Raw genomic sequence first — 19,095 nt, forward strand, 5'->3', positions numbered from 1 at the left:
GCGCGCAGCGTCCTGGACTGCATCGAGCACGGCGCTACGATATTGCCCTATTCAAGGACGCTCCCCCTTGACCACGGGTAGGAGGTCCTACGGCACTGCCGATTTGACAAAGACTGTCATGCCCCGCGAAGGCGGGGCATCCAGTACGCTGCGGCTTCTCGGTTCAATCACTACCGTCTCTAGAATACTGGATCACCCGCTTTCGCGGGTGATGACAGTGTAGGTGAGGCGACGGGAGTGCCCATTTCAAACACCCGCGCAAATCCCGTTTAAAACTTTGTAGGCGGTGAAACTGTCATTCACATCGCGTTCAATGGCGGCAGCCAACGACACGCGAGACAGCCATGACCTCCACCGACATTCCCGCCGGCTTCGAGCCGCTCTTTCGCAAGAGCCCGCTCACCGAGCCATGGGAACCACTTTACGCGAAGAAGACCGACAAGGCCGTCATCATCGGCCTGCGGCTGGCAAAACCGCACACCAACGGCCGCGGCCTGATCCATGGCGGCCTCATCACCGCGCTCGCGGACAACGCCATGGGCTATAGCTGCGCGCAGGCGACGGGCTGGACCACGTCGTTCGTGACGGTCTCGCTCACGGTCGATTTCGCCAGCTCTGCGGAGATCGGCCAATGGTGTTCGATCGAGAGCGACGTGATCAAGACCGGCAAGACGATCTGTTTCGCGCAGTGCCTGATCAAGGCCGACGACGTTGTGATCGCGCGGGCGAGCGGCACGTTCCGCGTGGTACCAAAGAAGGGTTAGTTGTCGTTCCGGGGCGGTGCGAAGCACCGAACTATGGTGCGCAGTTGCGCACCTGAGAACCTCGAGATTCTCCGGTGCGCGAGGGCGCACCATAGTTCTTGCTTCGCGAGCCCCGGAATGACAGTGATCAACCGAACCTCCACTCCGCCGTCTCCACGACGAGATCGATGAACGCGCGTACCTTGGCCGAGAGCAGGCGCGAGGTCGGGTAGACGATGTGGATCGGCAGCGCCGGCTGCTCGTATTTCGCCAGCACGATTTTCAGGCGCCCGCGCTTCAGCCCCTCGGCGGCCTGATAGGCCAGCACCCGCGTCACGCCGCCGCCGGCCTCGGCATATTGCAGCGCAGCGTCGGCGCTGTTGCTGGTGAAGCGGGGCGATGGCGTGACCTCGATGTCGCGGCCGTCCTGCACGAAGTGCCAGCTGGCCGATGGGCCGAACTGGATGGTCTGGTGTTCGCGCAGCGCTTCCGGCGCCTTCGGCTCGCCATGGCGCTTCAAATAGCCGGGCGCGGCCACCACGATCCGCCGCATCCCGCCGACTTGGCGCGCGACGAGCGAGGAATCGGCGAGATGGCCGATCCGCACCGCGGCGTCGACGGCGTCTTCCACGAGATTGACGAGGTGGTCCGACAGCCTGAGCTCGGCGGCGACTTCGGGATAGCGCTTGAGATAGGCGGTCATGACCGGCCCGACATGCAGCCGGCCGAAGCCGACCGGGGCCGATACCACGAGGCGCCCGCTCGGCCGGTTGCGCTCCTCGCGCGCGGAGCCGTCGGCCTCCTCGACATCGGCGAGGATGCGCCGCGCGCGCTCCAGGTAGCGCGTGCCGACGTCGGTCAGCGCCACCTGCCGTGTGGTCCGCTGCAGCAGCCGCGCGCCGAGATGTTCCTCCAGCGCCGCGATCAGCCGCGTCACCGCCGAGGGCGACAGCCGCAGTTTTCGCGCGGCCGGCGCGAAGCCGCGCAGATCGGCGACGGTGACGAAGACGTGCATGGCTTCCAGGCGGTCCATAGACATTATTGCATATATCGCAACGATGAAGTGTCAAGGCGATCGATTGTTTTAAGCGCTGAAGGAGCCATCTTGGACCGCGAGAGACGCAGCAATGCGCCGGAATTTCAGGAGATGCTCCGATGACGGCAGTACACACCTATGCCAGCGATGTGGCCTTCTCGCCGGCAGTGAAGGCGATCCAGGCGCGCAAGGGCTCGCGCGAGGCCTACGCGCGTAGCGAGCAGCGCGGCTGGCGCACCGAGGTCGATGAAAACCTCGAAGCCTTCCTGGCTGACGCCAACAGCTTCTACTTCGCCACCGCCTCGGCCGACGACCAGCCCTACATCCAGCACCGCGGCGGCCCGAAGGGATTTCTCAAAGTGCTGGACAAGCAGGCGCTCGCCTTCGCCGACTATGCCGGCAACCAGCAATTCATCACCCAGGGCAATCTCTCGGAGAATCCCAAGGCGTACATCTTCGTGATGGACTACGCCCATCGCCGCCGGGTCAAGATCTGGGGCGAGGCGCGCGTGGTCGAGGACGACGAGGCGCTGACGACGTCGCTGATGCCAAAGGGTTACCGCGCTCGGCCGGAGCAGGTCATCCTGTTCAAGATCACGGCCTGGGACACCAACTGCCCGCAGCACATCCCGCAGAAGTTCGATGCGGGCGATGTCGCGGCAGCACTGGCGGCGAGGGATCAGCGCATCGCGGAGCTCGAGGCAGAGGTGGCGGTGTTGAAGGGGGAGACGACTTGAGCGGCCGTCTTCGCCTCTCCCCGCGTGCGGGGAGAGGCCGGATCGCATCGCAGATGCGATCCGGGTGAGGGGAGCCTCCGCGAATCGATCTGCTTGATATAGCGCCTGCTCTATCCACACCGTCATTGCGAGCGCAGCGAAGCAATCCAGTGTCTCCGCGGAAAGATTCTGGATTGCTTCGCTGCGCTCGCAATGACGAGGAGAGATTGCGAGCCCGGCTATCACCATCTGCGCGGAGGCAGCCCCTCACCCCGACCCTCTCCCCGTAAGAACGGGGAGAGGGAAAGGAGAGACCTAAATCACACTCGCGCCTTCATGCTGGAAGCCGAGATAGCTCGCCGCCACCCGCTCGTTCGCGGCGATGTCGCTGGCCTTGCCGCTGAGCACGAACTCGCCGAGCTCCATCACATAGGCCTGGTCCGCGATCTTCAGCGCGGCCTGTGCGTTCTGCTCGACCAGCAGCACGGAGACGCCGCCGGCGCGGAGCTCGGTGATGATGCGGAAGATGTCGGCGACGATGATCGGGGCGAGGCCGAGGCTCGGCTCGTCCAGCATCAAGAGCTTCGGCTCGCCCATCAGTGCGCGGCCCATTGCGAGCATCTGCTGCTCGCCGCCGGACAAGGTGCCGGCGAGCTGCTTGCGTCGCTCCTTCAGTCGCGGAAACAGCGTGTAGACCCGCTCGATCGAGGACTTCGCCCGGCTCCGCTCGATGCGGAAGGCACCAAGTTCGAGATTATCCTCGACATTCATGGTCACGAACAATTCGCGGTGCTCGGGGACGAGGCCGAGCCCCATCGCGACGCGGTCCTCGATGTCGAGCCGGGCGAGATCCTGCCCGGCAAAGGCGACGCGGCCTTTCAGCGGCAGGATGCCCATGATGGCCGACAAGAGCGTGGTCTTGCCGGCGCCGTTGGCGCCGACGATGGTGACGATCTGGTTGGTGCCGACCTCGAGCGAGACCGAACGTACGGCCTCGACCTTGCCATAGGCGACATGAGCATCGGTGACGGACAACAGCGCGCTCATGCCGCCACTCCGAGATAGGCCTTGATCACTTCGGGATTGGTCTTGATCGTGGCGGGCGTGCCTTCCGCGATCTTGGTGCCGAAATCGAGCACCACGATGCGGTCGGCGAGGTTCATGACGAAGCCCATGTCGTGCTCGACCAAGAGCACGCTCATGCCGCCGTCGCGCAGCTCGCGGAGCAGGGTAGCGAGGCGCTGCTTCTCCATGTGGCGGAGGCCCGCCGCCGGCTCGTCGAGCAGCAGCAGCATCGGATCGACGCACAGCGCGCGGGCGATCTCGACGATGCGCTGCTGGCCGAGCGAGAGCGAGCCCGCGAGCTGGTGCATCTGCTCGGTGAGGCCGACGCGCTCGATCTGGCGGGCGGCTTCCGCCAGCAGCCTGGCCTCGTCAGCGCGATCGAGCCGCAACATCGAGGAGATCGGGCCGGAATGGCCGCGCAGATGCGCGCCGATCGCGACATTCTCCAGCACGGTCATGTCAGGGACCAGCTTCACATGCTGGAAGGTCCTGCTGATGCCGAGCTTGACGATCTCCTGTGGCGGCGCCTTGTCGACCTTCTTGCCCAGCACCGAGATCGAGCCCGAGGTCGCCGACAGCACGCCGGTGATCAGGTTGAAGGTGGTGCTCTTGCCGGCGCCGTTCGGGCCGATCAGCGCGACGATCTCCTTTGCCTGGACGTCGAAGGAGACGTTGTTGACCGCGACCACGCCGCCGAATTGCTTGCGCGCTTTCTCGACCTGGAGCAGCACGCCGGCCTCGGCGGGCGCGCGGCTGCGCTGCTCCAGCTTCAGCGAGGTGTCCGGCTTCTTTCCGCTCGTGCGCTCGGGCAGGAAGGACATCAGCCAGGGCCAGAGGCCGCCGGGGGCGAGCTGCAGCAGCGCCACCAGCATGATGCCGAACACGATGGTCTCGACCTGGCCGGAGCCTGGCAGGATCAGCGGCAGGTAGCTTTGCAGCACCTCTTTCAGCACCACCACGATCGCCGCGCCCAGCACGCCGCCCCAGACATAGCCGGCGCCGCCGACCACCGCGATGAAGAGATATTCGATGCCGGCCTGGGCGCCGAACGGCGTCGGGTTCACCGCGCGCTGAAGGTGCGCGTAGAGCCACCCCGAAAGGCCAGCCAGCACCGCGGCATGGATGAACACCAGGAGCTTGGCCCGCGGCGTGTGTATGCCAAAAGCCTCGGCCGCGACATGGCCGCGCCGCAGCGCGCGGATGGCGCGTCCGGTGCGGGAGTCCAGGAGGTTCATCGTCAGCAGCGCCGAGAGGATCACGGCGACCCAGATCGCGTAATAGATCGAGCCGGGCGAAAGCATCTTGAACGCGCCGATCGACAGCGGCGGGATCGCCGAGATGCCGTCATTGCGGCCCAGAAACTCCAGCTTGCTGAAGAGGTAGAACAGCCCGAGCCCCCAGGCGAGCGTGCCGAGCGGCAGATAGTGGCCCGAAAGGCGGACCGTGATCAGCCCGAGCAGCACCGCCAGCGATCCGCTGACCAGCAGCGACAGCGGCAGCGTCAGCCACGGCGACAGGCCGTAGGCCGTCGACAGCACGGCGGTGGTGTAGGCGCCGAAGCCGACGAAGGCTGCCTGCCCGAACGAGGTGAGGCCGCCGACGCCGGTCAGCAGGACGAGGCCCATGGCGACCAGCGCGGCAAGGCCGATATTGTCGAGCAGCACGATCCAGAACGGCGGCATGCCCGGAACAAACGGGATCGCCGCCATGACAGCTGCGAAGATGAAGATGGGAAGCCGGCTCTGCATGCGCCTCAGTCCTTCTCTTCCTCGACCGCGGGCGCGGCGAGCGAGCGTAGCAGCAGCACGGGGATCAGCAGCATGAAGACGATCACTTCCTTGTAGTTGGAGGCATAGAAGGACGAGAACGCCTCGACGATGCCGACGACCAGCGCCGCGACGGCGGTGAGGGGATAGCTGACGAGCCCGCCGATGATGGCGGCGACGAAGCCTTTCAGGCCGATCAGGAAGCCCGAGTCGTAGTAGAGCGTCGTGATCGGCACGATCATGATGCCCGACAGCGCGCCGATGACGGAGGCCAGCAGGAAGGCGATCTGCCCCGACAGCGTGGTGCGGATGCCGGCCAGCCGCGCTCCCAACCGGTTCACGGCGGTTGCGCGCAGCGCCTTGCCGTAGAGCGTCAGGCCGAAGAACAGCCGGAGCCCGACGATGAAGGCGATGGTGATGGCGTAGACGGTGATGCTCTGTCCGGTGAAGCGCAGCGCGCCGGCGGTGAAGGCGCCGGACAGCACGGCAGGCCCGCGCTGGCCCTCGGCGCCGAAGAACAAGAGGCCGAGGCCCTGCAGCGCAAGGTGAACGCCGACGGATGCGATCAGCAGCACCAGCACGGAGGTGTGCGCCAGGGGCTGGAACGCGACGCGGTAGAGATAGAGGCCGATCATCGCTACGATCAGCAGTGACAGCGCGATGCAGACCGCCACCGGCGGCTTCTGAGCGGCGAAATAGATGGTCAGGGCCAGCACGATCGCCGGCAGCACAATGTTGGTGATGAAGCTGCGCACGACCAACCGCCCATGCAGCGCCTTGCGCGCCACGAACAGGTCGAACGCGAAGGCGCCGATGCCAAGCGCGAGCGCAAGCTTGGCCGTGCCCGGCATCTGGCCCGCGGCCAGCGAGGCGTAGGTCAGCGCGCCGTAGGTGACGAATTCGCCCTGGGGAATCAGGATCACCCGGGTGACGGCGAACACCAGCACCAGCGCCAGGCCGAGCAGCGCGTAGATTGCGCCATTGGTGATGCCGTCCTGCAGCAGGAACAGCATGATAGTGGTGTTCAAGACCGGACGCTCCCCCTCAAGATCGAGGACCGGCCTCCGCAATTGCGGTGGATGGTCCCCTCACAGCCATTGAAATACGCTGACGATATTTGATATGGTCCATAACAATTATCAAATATAACATCAAGGGCGGGGAGCGACCCGCCCCGAATTTAGCGGGATTACGAGCACGAGGCGATGACCGTTTCCAAAACCGCTGAAAAGTCTTCCGAAAAGCCTGCCGACGCGGCCAAGGGCCGCAAGGACGCGGGCGAGCCGCAGGCGGAAGCCCTCCAGCTCGGCGAACTTTCCGAGCAGCTCGGCTATGTCCTGAAGCGTGCGCAGCTCAAGGTGTTCGAGAACTTTTTGCGCTGCATGGCCTCGCTCCAGCTGACGCCGGCGCAGTTCTCGGTGCTGCTGCTGGTCGAGAAGAACCCGGGCCGTAACCAGACCGAGATCGCCTCCACGCTCGGCATCCTGCGCCCGAACTTCGTGGCCATGCTCGACAATCTCGAGAGCCGCGATCTTTGCGCGCGGATCCGCTCCACCAACGACCGCCGCTCGCATATCCTGGTGCTGACCGACAAGGGCAAGGCCGTGCTGGCGCGGGCGAAGAAGCTCGTCGCCAGCAAGCACGAGGCGCGGCTGAACGATCTGCTTGGCCAGGCCAACCGTGAAGCCCTGATCGAGATGCTCTCGAAGATCGCCAACGACTTTTGAGGCGGACAGGCATTCCTGGGTGCGCGCGAGCGCGCCCCCGGCAGCTCGAGCCGCATTTGCGCGGTCGTCATGCCCGGGCTTGACCAGGTTTTGTCCCCGGCATCCGCGTCGCTCCGTCATTCCGGGATGGCCGCAGGGCCAGATGTAGATCCGCAATTGCGCATTGGGTGGGGTTCGCGCGACACGCGCCCGGAGGGTACGAGCTCCGAGGACGTCGAGCGGTATGATGCGCCGCATATAGAAAATGATGCTTGAAACGTCATTCTGCGCACCCTAAGCTTGGTTAATCAATCACCGTAACTGCCACGGATATCCTGCCCGTGATCACCGCCGCGCAGCTTCGAGCCGCCCGTGCCTTGCTCAGGATTGACCAGCGCGAACTCGCGCAGCGCTGTTCGCTGTCATTGCCGACGATCCAGCGCATGGAGGCCTCCGAAGGGGTGATCCGCGGCAATGTCGATTCCCTGGTGAAGCTGGTTGAGGCGCTGTCGCTTGCCGGCATCGAGCTGATCGCCGAGGGGGCGGTGTCGAGCGCCGGGGGCCGCGGTGTGCGGCTGAGGTCTCCACCTCCGAGTGCGGGCGGCCAAGAGCGATGACGACGCGCGCGCAAATCATGACCCAGGAGCGGCCATGATCGCCGTGGCGCTATGGTCAGTGGCGGCTCTGCTCGCTCTGGCGCCTGCGGGGGTCGTGCTGTCGACGCGCCCGCGCGGCTCGATCATCCTTTACGGCGGATGCCTGATCGCCACATCGACGCTATGTGTCACGGCGCTGTCCGATCTGCTCTATGTCCCTCAACTGACGCCGAGCGCGACACTGCCGATCGGCCTGCCCTGGCTCGGTGCCCATTTCCGGCTCGATGCGCTGTCCGCCTTCTTCCTCGTCGTCATCAATCTTGGCGGCGTCGCTGCGAGCCTTTTCGCGCTCGGTTACGGCCGGCACGAGGACTCCCCCGGCCGCGTGCTGCCGTTCTATCCTGCCTATCTCGCAGCGATGAACATCGTCGTGCTGGCGAACGATGCCTTCAGCTTCCTGGTCGCCTGGGAATTCATGTCGCTGACCTCCTGGGCGCTGGTGGTGTCGCATCACCGGGAGGCCGAGAATATCCGCGCCGGCTACGTCTATCTTCTGATGGCGAGTTTCGGCACGCTGGCGCTGCTGCTCGCGTTCGGCCTGCTCGCGAGCGGCGCCGGTTACGATTTCGATGCGATCCGAGCCTCGCATCCTTCTGCTGCAGTGACCGGAATGGTGGTGATCCTCGCGCTGCTGGGCGCCGGCTCCAAGGCTGGCCTGGTACCGCTGCACGCCTGGCTGCCGCTCGCCCATCCCGCCGCACCCAGCCACGTCTCCGGCCTCATGAGCGGCGTCATGACCAAGGTCGCCGTCTACGGCTTCGTGCGCATCGTCTTTGACCTTCTGCCCGAACCGGTGTGGTGGTGGAGCATGGTGGTGTTGCTGGTCGGCGGTCCGACGGCGACGCTGGGCGTGCTCTATGCGCTGATGCAGCGCGATATCAAGCGCGTGCTCGCCTATTCAACGATTGAGAACATCGGCATCATCTTCACCGGCCTCGGGCTGGCACTGGCTTTCAAGGCGGAAGGGCTCGACTGGGTGGCGGCGCTGGCTTTCACCGCGGCGATGCTGCACGTCTTCAATCATGCGCTGTTCAAAAGCCTGCTGTTCTTCGGCGCCGGCGCGGTGCTGGGAGCAACAGGCGAGCGCGACATGGAGAAGCTCGGCGGGCTGATCCATCGCATGCCGAAGACGGCGTTCGCGATGCTGATCGGCTGCGTCGCGATCTCGGCATTGCCGCCGTTCAACGGCTTCGTTTCGGAATGGCTGACCTTCCAGGCGATCCTGCTCTCACCGCAACTGCCCTCCTGGGGCCTCAAGCTGGTGATTCCGGCGGTCGGCGGCTTGCTGGCGCTCGCGGCCGCCTTTGCCGCGGCCTGCTTCGTCAAGCTCTATGGCATCAGCTTCCTCGGCCGGCCGCGTTCGGATGTCGCGGCGTCAGCGCATGAGACCGACCGCTTCTCGCTGACCGCGATGCTCGTGCTTGCCGCCTTCTGCCTCATTGCCGGTATTCTGCCCGGGCTGTTCATCGATGCGCTGGCGCCGGTGAGCAAGGCTATGGTCGGCAACATCATGCCGCATCAGGTCGGATTGCAGTGGCTCACCATCGTGCCGATTGCGGAAAGCCGCAGCTCCTATAACGGCCTTCTGGTGTTCGTGTTCGCAGCACTCTGCGGCACGGCGGCGGCATCGGCCATTCACCGTCTCGCCTCCGATCGCTTGCGCCGCGCACCGGCCTGGGATTGCGGCTATCCCGATCCAAACCCGGCGATCCAGTACTCGGCTTCCAGCTTCTCGCAGCCGATCCGGCGCGTGTTCGGCAGCGTCATCTTTGCCGCGCGCGAGATCGGCGAGATGCCGCCGCCGTCCTCGCCGCGTCCTGCGCGGCTCCGGGTCGAGCTGCGCGATCTGATCTGGGATGCGCTGTACGCGCCGATTGCGATGGTCGTCGGCTTTGCGACGGACCGCATCAATATCCTCCAGTTCCTCACCATCCGCCGCTACCTGACGCTGGTCTTCGTGGCGCTGATCGTGCTGCTGCTGGTGGTGGCGCTATGAACGAGCTGCGCGACATCCTCTCCCAGGGCGCCCAGATGTCGCTGGTGCTGGGGCTCGCGCCGCTGCTGACGGGTTTCGTGCGCAAGGTGAAGGCGCGGCTGCTGCGCCGGCGCGGGCCGCCGCTGCTTCAGCCCTATCGCGACCTCATTCGCCTGATGCGCAAGGACGTCGTGCTCGCGGACAATGCATCATGGCTGTTCCGCGTCATTCCCTATCTGATCTTCTCGGGCACCTGGGTCGCCGCCTCGCTGGTGCCGACTTTCGGCAATGGTCTGTTGTTTTCCTGGACCGCCGACCTCATCGCCATCATTGCGCTGCTCGGCAGCGCCCGTTTCTTCCAGGCGCTCGCCGGCATGGATGTCGGCACCGCCTTCGGCGGCATCGGCTCCAGCCGCGAGGTCATGATCGCCTCCCTCGCCGAGCCCGCGATGCTGATTACGGTATTCTCGGTTGCGATGATCGCCGGCTCGACCCAACTCGCCAACGTGGCCGAGTTCATGGGCTCGGACGCGGTCGGCTTGCGCGTGTCGCTGGGCATGGCATTCGTGGCACTGACTATCATGGCGCTGGCGGAGAATGCCCGTATTCCCGTCGACAACCCCGCCACCCATCTCGAGCTGACCATGGTGCACGAGGCCATGGTGCTGGAATATTCGGGGCGGCATCTCGCGCTGATCGATCTGTCGTCACAGCTCAAGCTCCTGCTCTATGTCTCGCTGATCGCCTGCGTGTTCCTGCCATGGGGGATGGCGACCGCGGACGCGAGCGTTGCGAGGCTGGTCTTTGGCGCGCTGCTCTATCTCGGCAAGCTGACGCTTCTTGGCTTTTTGCTCGCCGTGTTCGAGACGTCGATCGCCAAGATGCGCGTGTTCCGGATTCCCGAGTTCCTGGGCGCGGCGCTGATGCTGGCGTTGCTCGCCACCCTGGTGCGCTTCGTGTCGGGGAGCCTCTGACAGATGAGCAGCCTGCAATTCGATATCGCCCACCTGCTCGCCGGCTCCCTCGTGCTGGCGAGCTTCATGATGCTCTACCAGGACCGGCTCTATGCGCTGCTCAACGTCTATGCGGTGCATGCCGGCGTGCTGGCGCTGTCGGTGGCCTGGCAGGCCTATGTGCAACAGGCGCCGCATCTCTATGTCACGGCGCTGATCGCGCTGGTGTTCAAGGCCATCATCATCCCGGTGGCGCTGCACCGGATCATCAAGCGGCTCGGTATCCACCGCGAGATCGAGAACGTGATCGGGATCGGGCTGACCATGATGGCCGGCATCGGCCTCGTCGCACTGTCGATGGTGGTGATGCTGCGGGTGACGCCGGGCGCAGATGCGCTCGCGCGCGAGGACCTCGCCTTCGCGCTGTCGGTGGTGCTGCTGGGGCTCCTGATCATGGTGACGCGGCGCAACGCGGTGAGCCAGGTCGTCGGCTTCATGTCGCTGGAGAACGGGCTGGTGCTGGCGGCAACCGGCGCCAAGGGCATGCCGCTGGTGGTCGAGATCAGCGTCGCCTTCTCGGTGCTGATCGCCTTCATCGTGATCGGCATCTTCCTGTTCCGCATCCGCGAGCGCTTTGACAGCGTGGACATGCAGGCGCTCGATCGTTTCCGCGGAGAGCGGCGATGAGCATCGACGTCCTCAGCGCCATCCTCGTGATCCCGGCCGTCTCGGCGGCGCTGCTGGTGATTTTGCCGGGCTATAGGCAGACGGCGAAGCTGAACGTGGTGGCAGCGTTCGCGACCTTCCTGACCTCGCTCTCGCTGTTCGTGGTCGAGCCGGTGTCAGGGCAGTATCTGCTGGTGGACGACCTCAACAAGGTCTTCATCGTATTGACCACCTTCGTCAGCTTCACCACATCGGTGTTCAGCGCGAGCTATATCCAGCACGAGATCGAGATCGGACGCCTGACGCCGACGTTCCTGCGCTTCTATCACGCGATGTATCAGACGCTGATGTTCGCGATGAACCTCGCGCTCGTCGCCAACAATATCGGCCTGATGTGGGTGGCAGTTGAAGTGGCGACGCTGACGACCGTGCTGATGGTCGGCATCTACCGCACCCACGAGGCGCTGGAAGCGGCCTGGAAATACTTCATCCTCGGCAGCGTCGGCATCGCGCTGGCGCTGTTCGGAACCATCCTGGTCTACATGGCGGCGCGCCCCGTGGTCGGCGAGGGGCTCGATGGCATGGTGTGGACGGTACTGGTGAAGCACGCCGCACAGTTCGACCCGGCGCTGCTCAACGTCGCCTTCGTCTTCCTGCTGCTCGGCTACGGCACCAAGGTCGGCCTCGCGCCGCTGCACGCCTGGCTGCCCGATGCCCATGCGGAGGGCCCGACGCCGATCTCGGCGGTGCTCTCGGGCCTCCTGCTCAACGTGGCGCTCTACGCGCTGTTGCGCTTCAAGATGATGCTCGCGGTCAATCTCGCGGCCATCGCGCCGGGGCCGTTGATGGTGACGATGGGCCTGATCTCGGTGATCTTCGCTTCGCTGATGCTCTACCGCCGCCGCGACATCAAGCGGATGTTCGCCTACTCCTCGATCGAGCATATGGGCATCATCGTCTTCGCCTTCGGCATGGGCGGGCCGCTCGCGAATTTTGCCGGCCTGCTGCACATGACCATGCATTCCCTGACCAAGTCGGCGATCTTCTTCGCCGTCGGTCACATCGCGCAGGTCAAGGGCACGCAGAAGATCGCCGACATCGGTGGACTTACGGTGACCAATCCCGTGCTCGGCTGGGGATTGATGCTCGGCGTCATCGCCATCGTCGGGTTGCCGCCGCTCGGCATCTTCATGAGCGAGTTCCTGGTGGTGAGCTCGACTTTCGCCCGCGCGCCCTGGCTGACGGTGATCCTGGTGCTCGGCATCATCATCGCGCTCGGCGGCCTCCTGCTGCGCATCGGCTCTGTGATGTTCGGCGAACCCAAGGGACCTACCGCGCCGGCGGAGGCGTCCTATGTGCCAATGTTTACGCATCTCGCGCTGGTGCTGATGGCCGGCCTTTATCTGCCGCCGGTGCTGGTCACCGGCTTCCAGAACGTCGCGAAGCTGCTGGGGTAGGCCATGGGCATCCTCGACGGCATCCCCCATGTCAATGCGGTGCTGTCGCACCGGCCCTGGCCGCGCGCGGTCGTGACGGAGGCGGGCTGGCAGGCGGCGATCGATCGACTGGTCGAGGGAGGCCTCACACTGCTTGGCTTCTGGGGCGAGCCGGCGGCGGTGCATATGGCGCTGTTCGACGGAGGCTCGGCCGAGATCGTGGTCGTCACCTACGCGTGTACCGCCGGCACGTTTCCAAGCGTCGCCAGCCGTCATCCGCCCGCGCTTCGGCTGGAACGGACCATCCATGATCTCTTCGGGCTTGTTCCAACTGCCGCTGACGATCTGCGGCCATGGCTCGATCACTACGTCTGGGGCAAATCCTATCCGCTCTCGGGCCGCAATGCATCGCGCGACGTGCAGCCGTACCAGTTCCTTCCGGCCGAGGGCGAGGCGTTGCATCAGGTGGCGGTCGGCCCCGTCCATGCCGGGATCATCGAGCCCGGCCATTTCCGCTTCACCGCCAATGGCGAGCATGTGGTGCGACTGGAGCAGTGGCTCGGCTACACCCACAAGGGCATCGAGTCGCTGATGCAGGGCGCGAGCCTCGAGGCGGCGGCAAAGCTCGCCAACCGCACCTCCGGCGACAGCGCGGTGGCCTACGCTTTCGCCTTTGCCCGCGCGGCGGAAGCCGCGCTCGACATCGAGGTGCCGCGGCGCGCGACGTACTTGCGGGCGCTGATGGCGGAATTGGAGCGGCTCGCCAATCATTTCGGCGACATCGGCGCGATCTGCAACGATGCGTCGTTCGCGCTGATGCATGCCCAGACCGGCATTTTGCGCGAGCGGACCCTGCGCGCTGCGGATGCTGCGTTCGGCCATCGCCTGATGATGGACGTCGTCGTGCCCGGTGGCGTGGCGCGCGACATCGCGCCGGACGGTATCCCGGCGCTGCGAACGCTGCTTGCTGAAATCAAGAAGGTATTCCCGCGCCTGATCGAGCTTTACGACAACACCGCATCCTTGCAGGACCGCACCGTCACCACGGGCATCGTGAAGGCGGACTATGTGCGGCAGTTCGGCGCCGGCGGCTATGTCGGCCGCGCCTCGGGCCGCAATTTCGATGCACGACGCACGCTCGCTTACGCGCCGTACGATCAATTGTCGTTCGAGGTGCCGGTGCTGGAAGGCGGCGATGTCAACGCACGGGTCTGGATCCGCATCCGCGAGGTCGAGCAGAGCGTCGAGCTGATCGCGCAGATCCTCGACCTGATGGAGCCGGGCGAGATCAGGAGCGCGCCGCCGGCCGGGCGGGGCGCATGCGAAGGCCTGGCGCTGACGGAAGCGTTCCGCGGCGACGTGCTGGTCTGGCTGCGGCTCGATGGTGAGTTGCGCGTCGAACGCTGCCACCTGCGCGACGCCTCGTGGTTCCAGTGGCCGCTGCTGGAAACTGCGATCGAGGGCAACATTATTGCCGATTTCCCGCTCTGCAATAAATCGTTCAATTGTTCCTATTCGGGCGCGGACCTCTAAGCCATGCGCAAGACCCTGCTCGAAAGCCTCACCCATGGCTCGCTGACGGAGCCCGCGCCGGCGCCGGACGAGGCGGCGCTGGCGGAGCTTGCAGCCAAAGTCGACCGCGCCGCCCAGGCCAGGCTTGGGCGTTCTCTCGCCATTCGCGAGGTCGATGCCGGGTCCTGCAACGGCTGCGAGCTCGAGATCCACGCGCTGTCCAACGCCTTCTACGACATCGAACGTTTCGGCCTGCGCTTCGTCGCCTCGCCGCGGCACGCCGACGTGCTGCTGGTCACGGGTCCGGTGACGAAGAACATGCGAGAGGCGCTGGAGCGGACCTACAACGCGACGCCCGATCCGAAATGGGTCGTCGCGGTCGGCGGCTGCGCGATCGATGGCGGTATTTTCAGAGGCAGCTACGCCTGCGTCGGCGGCGTGTCCGAGACCGTTCCGGTGGATATGCACATCAAGGGCTGCCCGCCGTCGCCGACGGACTTGTTGAAGGGCCTGCTCGCGCTGCTGGAGCACGTCAGCGGCAAGCGGTAAGCCGCGTACTGGAATCCGCGCCCGCGATGGCATCGAACAAAGCGAGTCCTAATCCACCAGGATCACCCTGATGTCGTTGACGTTCGTCAGCGTCGGGCCCGGCTGCAGCAGATCGCCCGTCGCTTCGAAGAACGTCGTCGCGTCGTTGTTGTCCAGATACGCCTGCGGCTGCAGCCCTTGCGCCTTCATCTTCGCGAAGGTCGCAGCATCGATCAGCGCGCCGGCGGGGTCGGTCGGGTTGCCGGCGCCGCCGTCGGCGCCGTCGGTGTCGCCGGCGAGCGCCGAAATGTTCGGCGTGTCCTTGAACAAGGAGGCGAGCGCCAGCGCGTATTCCTGGTTCGGACCACCGCGCCCGTTGCCGCGCACGGTGACCGTGAGCTCGCCGCCGGAGAGGATCGCGATGCGCTTGCCTTGCGCGCGCGCCTCAAGCGCCAGCTTCGCATGATTGGCCGCGACCTCGCGCGCCTCGCCCTCGAGATCGGCGCCGAGATCGATGGTCTCGTAGCCGGCGTCCTCGGCCAGCTTCACCGCGGCGTCCAGCGATTGCTTGGGCCGCGCGATCAGCTCGAACGACGCGTGTGCGAAGGCGGCATCGCCGGGCTTGCAGCTTTCGTTGTTGGGGTCGTCGAGCGCGCGGCGCACGGCGTCGTCGATATTGAGCCTGTACTTCGCGACGATCGCGCGCGCGTCCGCCAGCGTGGTCGGATCCGGCACGGTGGGGCCGGAGGCGATGGCGGAGGGATCGTCATGCGGCACGTCGGAGATCGCGAGCGTGACGATCTCGGCCGCGTTCCTGCCGGCGCGCGCGAGCCGCCCGCCCTTGATGCGCGACAGATGTTTCCTGACGACGTTCATCTCGCCGATCGGCGCGCCTGAGCGCAGCAGCGCCTTGTTGACCGCCTGCTTCTGCGCAAAGCTGATGCCGTCCACGGGCGCGATCCAGTTCGCCGAGCCGCCGCCGGTGAGCAGCACCAGCAGCAGATCGTCGGGTCCGGCCTCGCCTGCGAGCGCGAGCGTGTCGGCCGCGCCCTTCAGCCCCGCCTCGTCAGGTACGGGGTGGCCGGCCTCGACCACGCGGATGCGGCGCGTCGGCACGCCATAGCCGTGTCGCGTGGTGGCGATGCCGACCAGCCGCTCCGGCGCGAGTTTTAACGTGTCGAGATAGTGCCGTTCCGCCGCCGCGGCCATCGCGCCGGCACCCTTGCCGGCGGCAAGGCAGATCACGCGTCCTCGGGGCACGGGCCGTAAGTGCGGCGCCAGAATAGTGTTCGGATGGGCGGCGGCAACGGCGGCGTCGTAGAGCGCGCGGAGCAGCGGACGTCGGTCGGTCATGACGATGGCCTCAAGCAGACTCTTGGCGGCGACGGAGCCGCCGGTCATATGCCTAGCGCATCGGGCGCGAAAGCGTAAGCAGGCTTTACCATCATTCGATTGTGCAATCGCGTGATCATAATCGCTGCGCAAGCAAAAGCCCCCTGCGATCGTCTCGCAGGGGGCCCGTGCCGGCGTTGTCTATTTCGGCCTAAGGCATGATCCGGAAAAGTGCGAAGCGGTTTTCCGGAAAGATCATGCGCAAACAACAACCTAAAGCGCGATGACGATTCATCCAAATCTCATCGCGCTTTAGCCGCTGACATCGCCGTTGATGACGTCCCCAAATCGCTCCCAGCTCTCGCCCTTGAAGCGCATCAGCTGGAGCTGCGAGATCGGAGCGAAGTCGCTCGGACTGGTATTGACCTTGACTCCCGGCAGCAGGCCGATGATTTCGACGTCCTTCAAGCTGGCCGCCTGCTTCATGACGTTCTGGCGCGTCAGGTCGTCACCACAAGCCTTCAAGACGCGCACGAGTCCTTGCGAGGCGATGTAGGCGTACATCACATTGAAGTCGGCGCGATTGGCCTCTGGATAGTATTTGTCGAGAAACCCGTTCCAGGCCTTGACCGCGGCATCGTCTTTCCATTGCGGATCAGTGGGGTCCTTGAGGTAGATGGATGAGATGATGTCTTGCGCGTTTTCGAAGCCGGCAGGCTTGAGCACGCTTCCGATCTGGGCCGAGACGTTGTTGAGGAAGTGCAGCGGCTTCCAGCCGATCTCGGCATTCTTCTTGATCGCCTGTGCCGCGAATTTCGGCGTGCTGATGTTGAAGAACACGTCGGCGCCGGTCGCCTTGAGCTTGACGATGTGGGAGTCGATGGTCGGCTCCGAGACCTCATAGCTTTCCTCGACAAGGATCATCGAGGCGGCCTTGCTGCCGAGCCCGTCCTTGAAGCCTTTCAGATAGTCCTTGCCGTAATCGTCGTTCTGATAGAGCACGGCGATCTTGGCGTTCGGGTGGTTCTTCAGGATGTATTTGGCGTAGATGATGGATTCGCTCTGGTAGTTGGGCTGCCAGCCCATGGTCCAGGGAAACTCCTTCGGATCGTTCCACTTGGTGGCGCCGGTGGCGACGAACAGTTGCGGCACCTTCTTCGAATTCATGTACTTGTGGATCGCCGAATTCGGCGGCGTGCCGAGCGAGTTGAAGATCAACAGCACCTCGTCGCTCTCGACCAGCTTGCGCGCCTGCTCCACCGTCTTCGGCGGCGAGTAGCCGTCGTCATAGGAAATGAAGTTGATCTTGCGGCCGTTGATGCCGCCTTCCGCGTTGACCATGCGGAAATACGCTTCCTCCGTCTTGCCGATCACGCCGTAGGCGGAAGCCGGTCCGCTGTAGGGCATGATGTTGCCGATCTTGATCTCGGTGTCGGTCGCGCCGGTATCGTACTTCTTCTGGGCCGATGCAGTGGAGGCCGAGGCCGCAATGAGCGCGAGCGCCAGTGACGCGGCCGCAAGTTTGCCGGTGACAGCGGGCATTCCAATCTCCCTATTTTCTTGATGAGTGTGCGTCATTTTCTTTTTGGGCTTCTTGGCGACGCGGCGGCGATTGAATACGATTTGCGTTGCAGCATCAAGGAAAAGCCCCTGCGAGGAGATCGCAGGGGCTGCTTCTTTAGTAGTCATGGTCGGCCATGCCGGCCTTTCAGCCGCTGACGTCGCCACTGAGGACGTCACCGAACAGCTCCCAGCTTTCGCCCTTGAAGCGCATGAGCTGCACCTGGGACAGTGGAGCAAAGTCGGTGGGGCTGGTATTGGCCTTGATGCCCGGCAGCAGGCCGGCGGGTTCGAAGGCCTTGATGCTGGCTGCCTGCTTCATGACATTGGCGCGCGTCAGATCGTCGCCACATGCCTTCAAGACGTGCTCGAGGGCCTGGGCCACGATGTAGCCGTACATCACCGCCGAATCCGTTCGGTTGGCTTCGGGATAGTACTTGTCGAGGAACGCATTCCAGGCCTTCATCGCCGGATCGTCCTTCCATTGCGGATCGGTCGGATCCTTGTAGTAGTTCGAGGAGATGATGCCTTGCGAGGCCTCGAAGCCGGCCGGCTTCATGACGCTGCCGATGGAGACCGAGACGTTGTTGAGGAAGTGCATTGGCTTCCAGCCGATCTCGTGCATCTTCTTGATCGACTGAGCCGCAAATTTCGGCGTGGTGACGTTGAAGAATACGTCGGCATCCGTTGACTTCAGCTTGACGATGCTGGAGTCGATGGTCGGCTGCGCCACCTCGTAGCTTTCCTCGACCACGATCATCGACTCTGCCTTGGCGCCTAGGCCGTCCTTCAGGCCTTTGACATAGTCTTTGCCGTAGTCGTCATTCTGATAGAGGATGGCTATCTTGGCGTTCGGCTTCTCCTTCAGAATGTACTTTGCATAGATGCGGGCCTCCGTCTGGTAGTTCGGCTGCCAGCCCATAGTCCACGGGAAATTCTTGGGATCATCCCATTTGGTGGCGCCGGTGGCGACGAACAGTTGCGGTACCTTCTTCGAGTTCATGTATTTCTGGATCGCCGTGTTGGGCGGCGTGCCGAGCGATTGGAAGATCAGCAGCGCCTCGTCGCTCTCGACCAGCTTGCGCGCCTGCTCCACCGTCTTCGGCGGGGAATAGGCGTCGTCATAGCTGATGAAGTTGATCTTGCGGCCGTTGATGCCGCCCTCGGCGTTGATCTTGCGGAAATAGGCCTCCTCGGTCTTGCCGATCACGCCGTAGGCGGAGGCTGGTCCGCTGTAGGGCATGATGTTGCCGATCTTGATTTCGGTGTCGGATGCGCCGGTGTCGTACTTCTTCTGCGCGAACGCGGTCGTGGACAGGGTGGCAGCGAGCACGAGGGCAGCCGAGAAGGCCCCCAATCGCACATGCATTGCAGGCATCTTGATCTCCCTAGGTAGGTTTGAATGTGCCGTTTTCTTGATCGGAAGCGATCGTTGCGCGTCGCTC

17 protein-coding genes are annotated in these 19,095 nt (G+C 64.6%); 10 read left to right on the forward strand and 7 right to left on the reverse strand.

All coding sequences use genetic code 11. From position 1 onward, the window contains the following. Positions 1-344: 344 nt before the first annotated feature. Positions 345-764: a PaaI family thioesterase gene (locus GGD63_RS12730; protein WP_183242375.1), complete on the forward strand. Its 420-nt coding sequence runs from the start codon at positions 345-347 to the stop codon at positions 762-764. 127 nt (positions 765-891) lie between these two features. On the opposite strand, the gene GGD63_RS12735 is transcribed toward GGD63_RS12730, so the two are convergent. Continuing rightward, complete coding sequence (locus GGD63_RS12735; protein WP_183243058.1) at positions 892-1,776, reverse strand: LysR family transcriptional regulator; 885 nt, start codon at positions 1,774-1,776, stop codon at positions 892-894. A 122-nt stretch (positions 1,777-1,898) separates the two neighbouring features. Between GGD63_RS12735 and GGD63_RS12740 the strand changes: the two genes are divergently transcribed. Continuing rightward, positions 1,899-2,516 carry a pyridoxamine 5'-phosphate oxidase family protein gene (locus GGD63_RS12740; RefSeq protein ID WP_183242377.1) on the forward strand — a complete coding sequence of 206 codons (618 nt, stop codon included), beginning with the start codon at positions 1,899-1,901 and terminating at the stop codon, positions 2,514-2,516. A gap of 294 nt (positions 2,517-2,810) precedes the next feature. On the opposite strand, the gene GGD63_RS12745 is transcribed toward GGD63_RS12740, so the two are convergent. The 3 genes from GGD63_RS12745 to GGD63_RS12755 are packed head-to-tail and all read right to left on the reverse strand — an operon-like array spanning position 2,811 to position 6,354. Beyond that, the gene (locus tag GGD63_RS12745) at positions 2,811-3,542 is read right to left on the reverse strand and encodes an ABC transporter ATP-binding protein (protein ID WP_183242379.1); all 732 of its coding nucleotides are present in this window, start codon (positions 3,540-3,542) and stop codon (positions 2,811-2,813) included. After that, on the reverse strand, positions 3,539-5,308 hold the full coding sequence (locus GGD63_RS12750) for an ABC transporter permease subunit (RefSeq protein ID WP_183242381.1): 1,770 nt from the start codon (positions 5,306-5,308) through the stop codon (positions 3,539-3,541). The genes GGD63_RS12745 and GGD63_RS12750 overlap by 4 nt, the downstream gene beginning before the upstream one ends. 5 nt (positions 5,309-5,313) lie before the next feature. Next, positions 5,314-6,354: a branched-chain amino acid ABC transporter permease gene (locus GGD63_RS12755; protein ID WP_183242383.1), complete on the reverse strand. Its 1,041-nt coding sequence runs from the start codon at positions 6,352-6,354 to the stop codon at positions 5,314-5,316. Positions 6,355-6,531: 177 nt separating this feature from the next. Here GGD63_RS12755 and GGD63_RS12760 point away from each other — a divergent pair, with 177 nt between their 5' ends. The 8 genes from GGD63_RS12760 to GGD63_RS12795 all read left to right on the forward strand — a co-directional run bounded on the left by GGD63_RS12760 (position 6,532) and on the right by GGD63_RS12795 (position 14,779). After that, entirely contained in the window at positions 6,532-7,053 is a 522-nt protein-coding gene (locus tag GGD63_RS12760) for a MarR family winged helix-turn-helix transcriptional regulator (RefSeq protein ID WP_183242385.1), read from the forward strand. A gap of 320 nt (positions 7,054-7,373) precedes the next feature. Beyond that, a complete protein-coding gene (locus GGD63_RS12765; protein ID WP_183242387.1) occupies positions 7,374-7,649 on the forward strand; it encodes a transcriptional regulator in 276 nt (91 codons plus the stop codon). Between the two features lie 34 nt (positions 7,650-7,683). Beyond that, a complete protein-coding gene (gene hyfB / locus GGD63_RS12770; protein WP_183242389.1) occupies positions 7,684-9,684 on the forward strand; it encodes a hydrogenase 4 subunit B in 2,001 nt (666 codons plus the stop codon). Next, positions 9,681-10,637: a respiratory chain complex I subunit 1 family protein gene (locus tag GGD63_RS12775; protein ID WP_183242391.1), complete on the forward strand. Its 957-nt coding sequence runs from the start codon at positions 9,681-9,683 to the stop codon at positions 10,635-10,637. The genes hyfB and GGD63_RS12775 overlap by 4 nt, the downstream gene beginning before the upstream one ends. 3 nt (positions 10,638-10,640) lie before the next feature. Further along, on the forward strand, positions 10,641-11,303 hold the full coding sequence (locus GGD63_RS12780) for a hydrogenase-4 component E (RefSeq protein WP_183242393.1): 663 nt from the start codon (positions 10,641-10,643) through the stop codon (positions 11,301-11,303). Then, positions 11,300-12,739 (forward strand): hydrogenase 4 subunit F, encoded by a 1,440-nt coding sequence (locus GGD63_RS12785; RefSeq protein WP_183242395.1) that lies wholly within the window; start codon positions 11,300-11,302, stop codon positions 12,737-12,739. The genes GGD63_RS12780 and GGD63_RS12785 overlap by 4 nt, the downstream gene beginning before the upstream one ends. A gap of 3 nt (positions 12,740-12,742) precedes the next feature. Continuing rightward, positions 12,743-14,251 carry an NADH-quinone oxidoreductase subunit C gene (locus GGD63_RS12790; RefSeq protein WP_183242397.1) on the forward strand — a complete coding sequence of 503 codons (1,509 nt, stop codon included), beginning with the start codon at positions 12,743-12,745 and terminating at the stop codon, positions 14,249-14,251. Positions 14,252-14,254: 3 nt separating this feature from the next. Beyond that, on the forward strand, positions 14,255-14,779 hold the full coding sequence (locus tag GGD63_RS12795; protein WP_183242399.1) for an NADH-quinone oxidoreductase subunit B family protein: 525 nt from the start codon (positions 14,255-14,257) through the stop codon (positions 14,777-14,779). Positions 14,780-14,827: 48 nt separating this feature from the next. On the opposite strand, the gene GGD63_RS12800 is transcribed toward GGD63_RS12795, so the two are convergent. From GGD63_RS12800 to GGD63_RS12810, 3 genes are all read right to left on the reverse strand, one after another. Beyond that, the gene (locus GGD63_RS12800) at positions 14,828-16,111 is read right to left on the reverse strand and encodes a glycerate kinase (RefSeq protein ID WP_183242401.1); all 1,284 of its coding nucleotides are present in this window, start codon (positions 16,109-16,111) and stop codon (positions 14,828-14,830) included. Between the two features lie 291 nt (positions 16,112-16,402). Next, complete coding sequence (locus GGD63_RS12805; protein ID WP_183242403.1) at positions 16,403-17,632, reverse strand: ABC transporter substrate-binding protein; 1,230 nt, start codon at positions 17,630-17,632, stop codon at positions 16,403-16,405. Between the two features lie 166 nt (positions 17,633-17,798). Beyond that, complete coding sequence (locus GGD63_RS12810; RefSeq protein WP_183242405.1) at positions 17,799-19,028, reverse strand: ABC transporter substrate-binding protein; 1,230 nt, start codon at positions 19,026-19,028, stop codon at positions 17,799-17,801. Between the last annotated feature and the right edge of the window lie 67 nt (positions 19,029-19,095).

The organism is Bradyrhizobium sp. cir1, from assembly GCF_014198245.1.
Classification (GTDB): domain Bacteria; phylum Pseudomonadota; class Alphaproteobacteria; order Rhizobiales; family Xanthobacteraceae; genus Bradyrhizobium.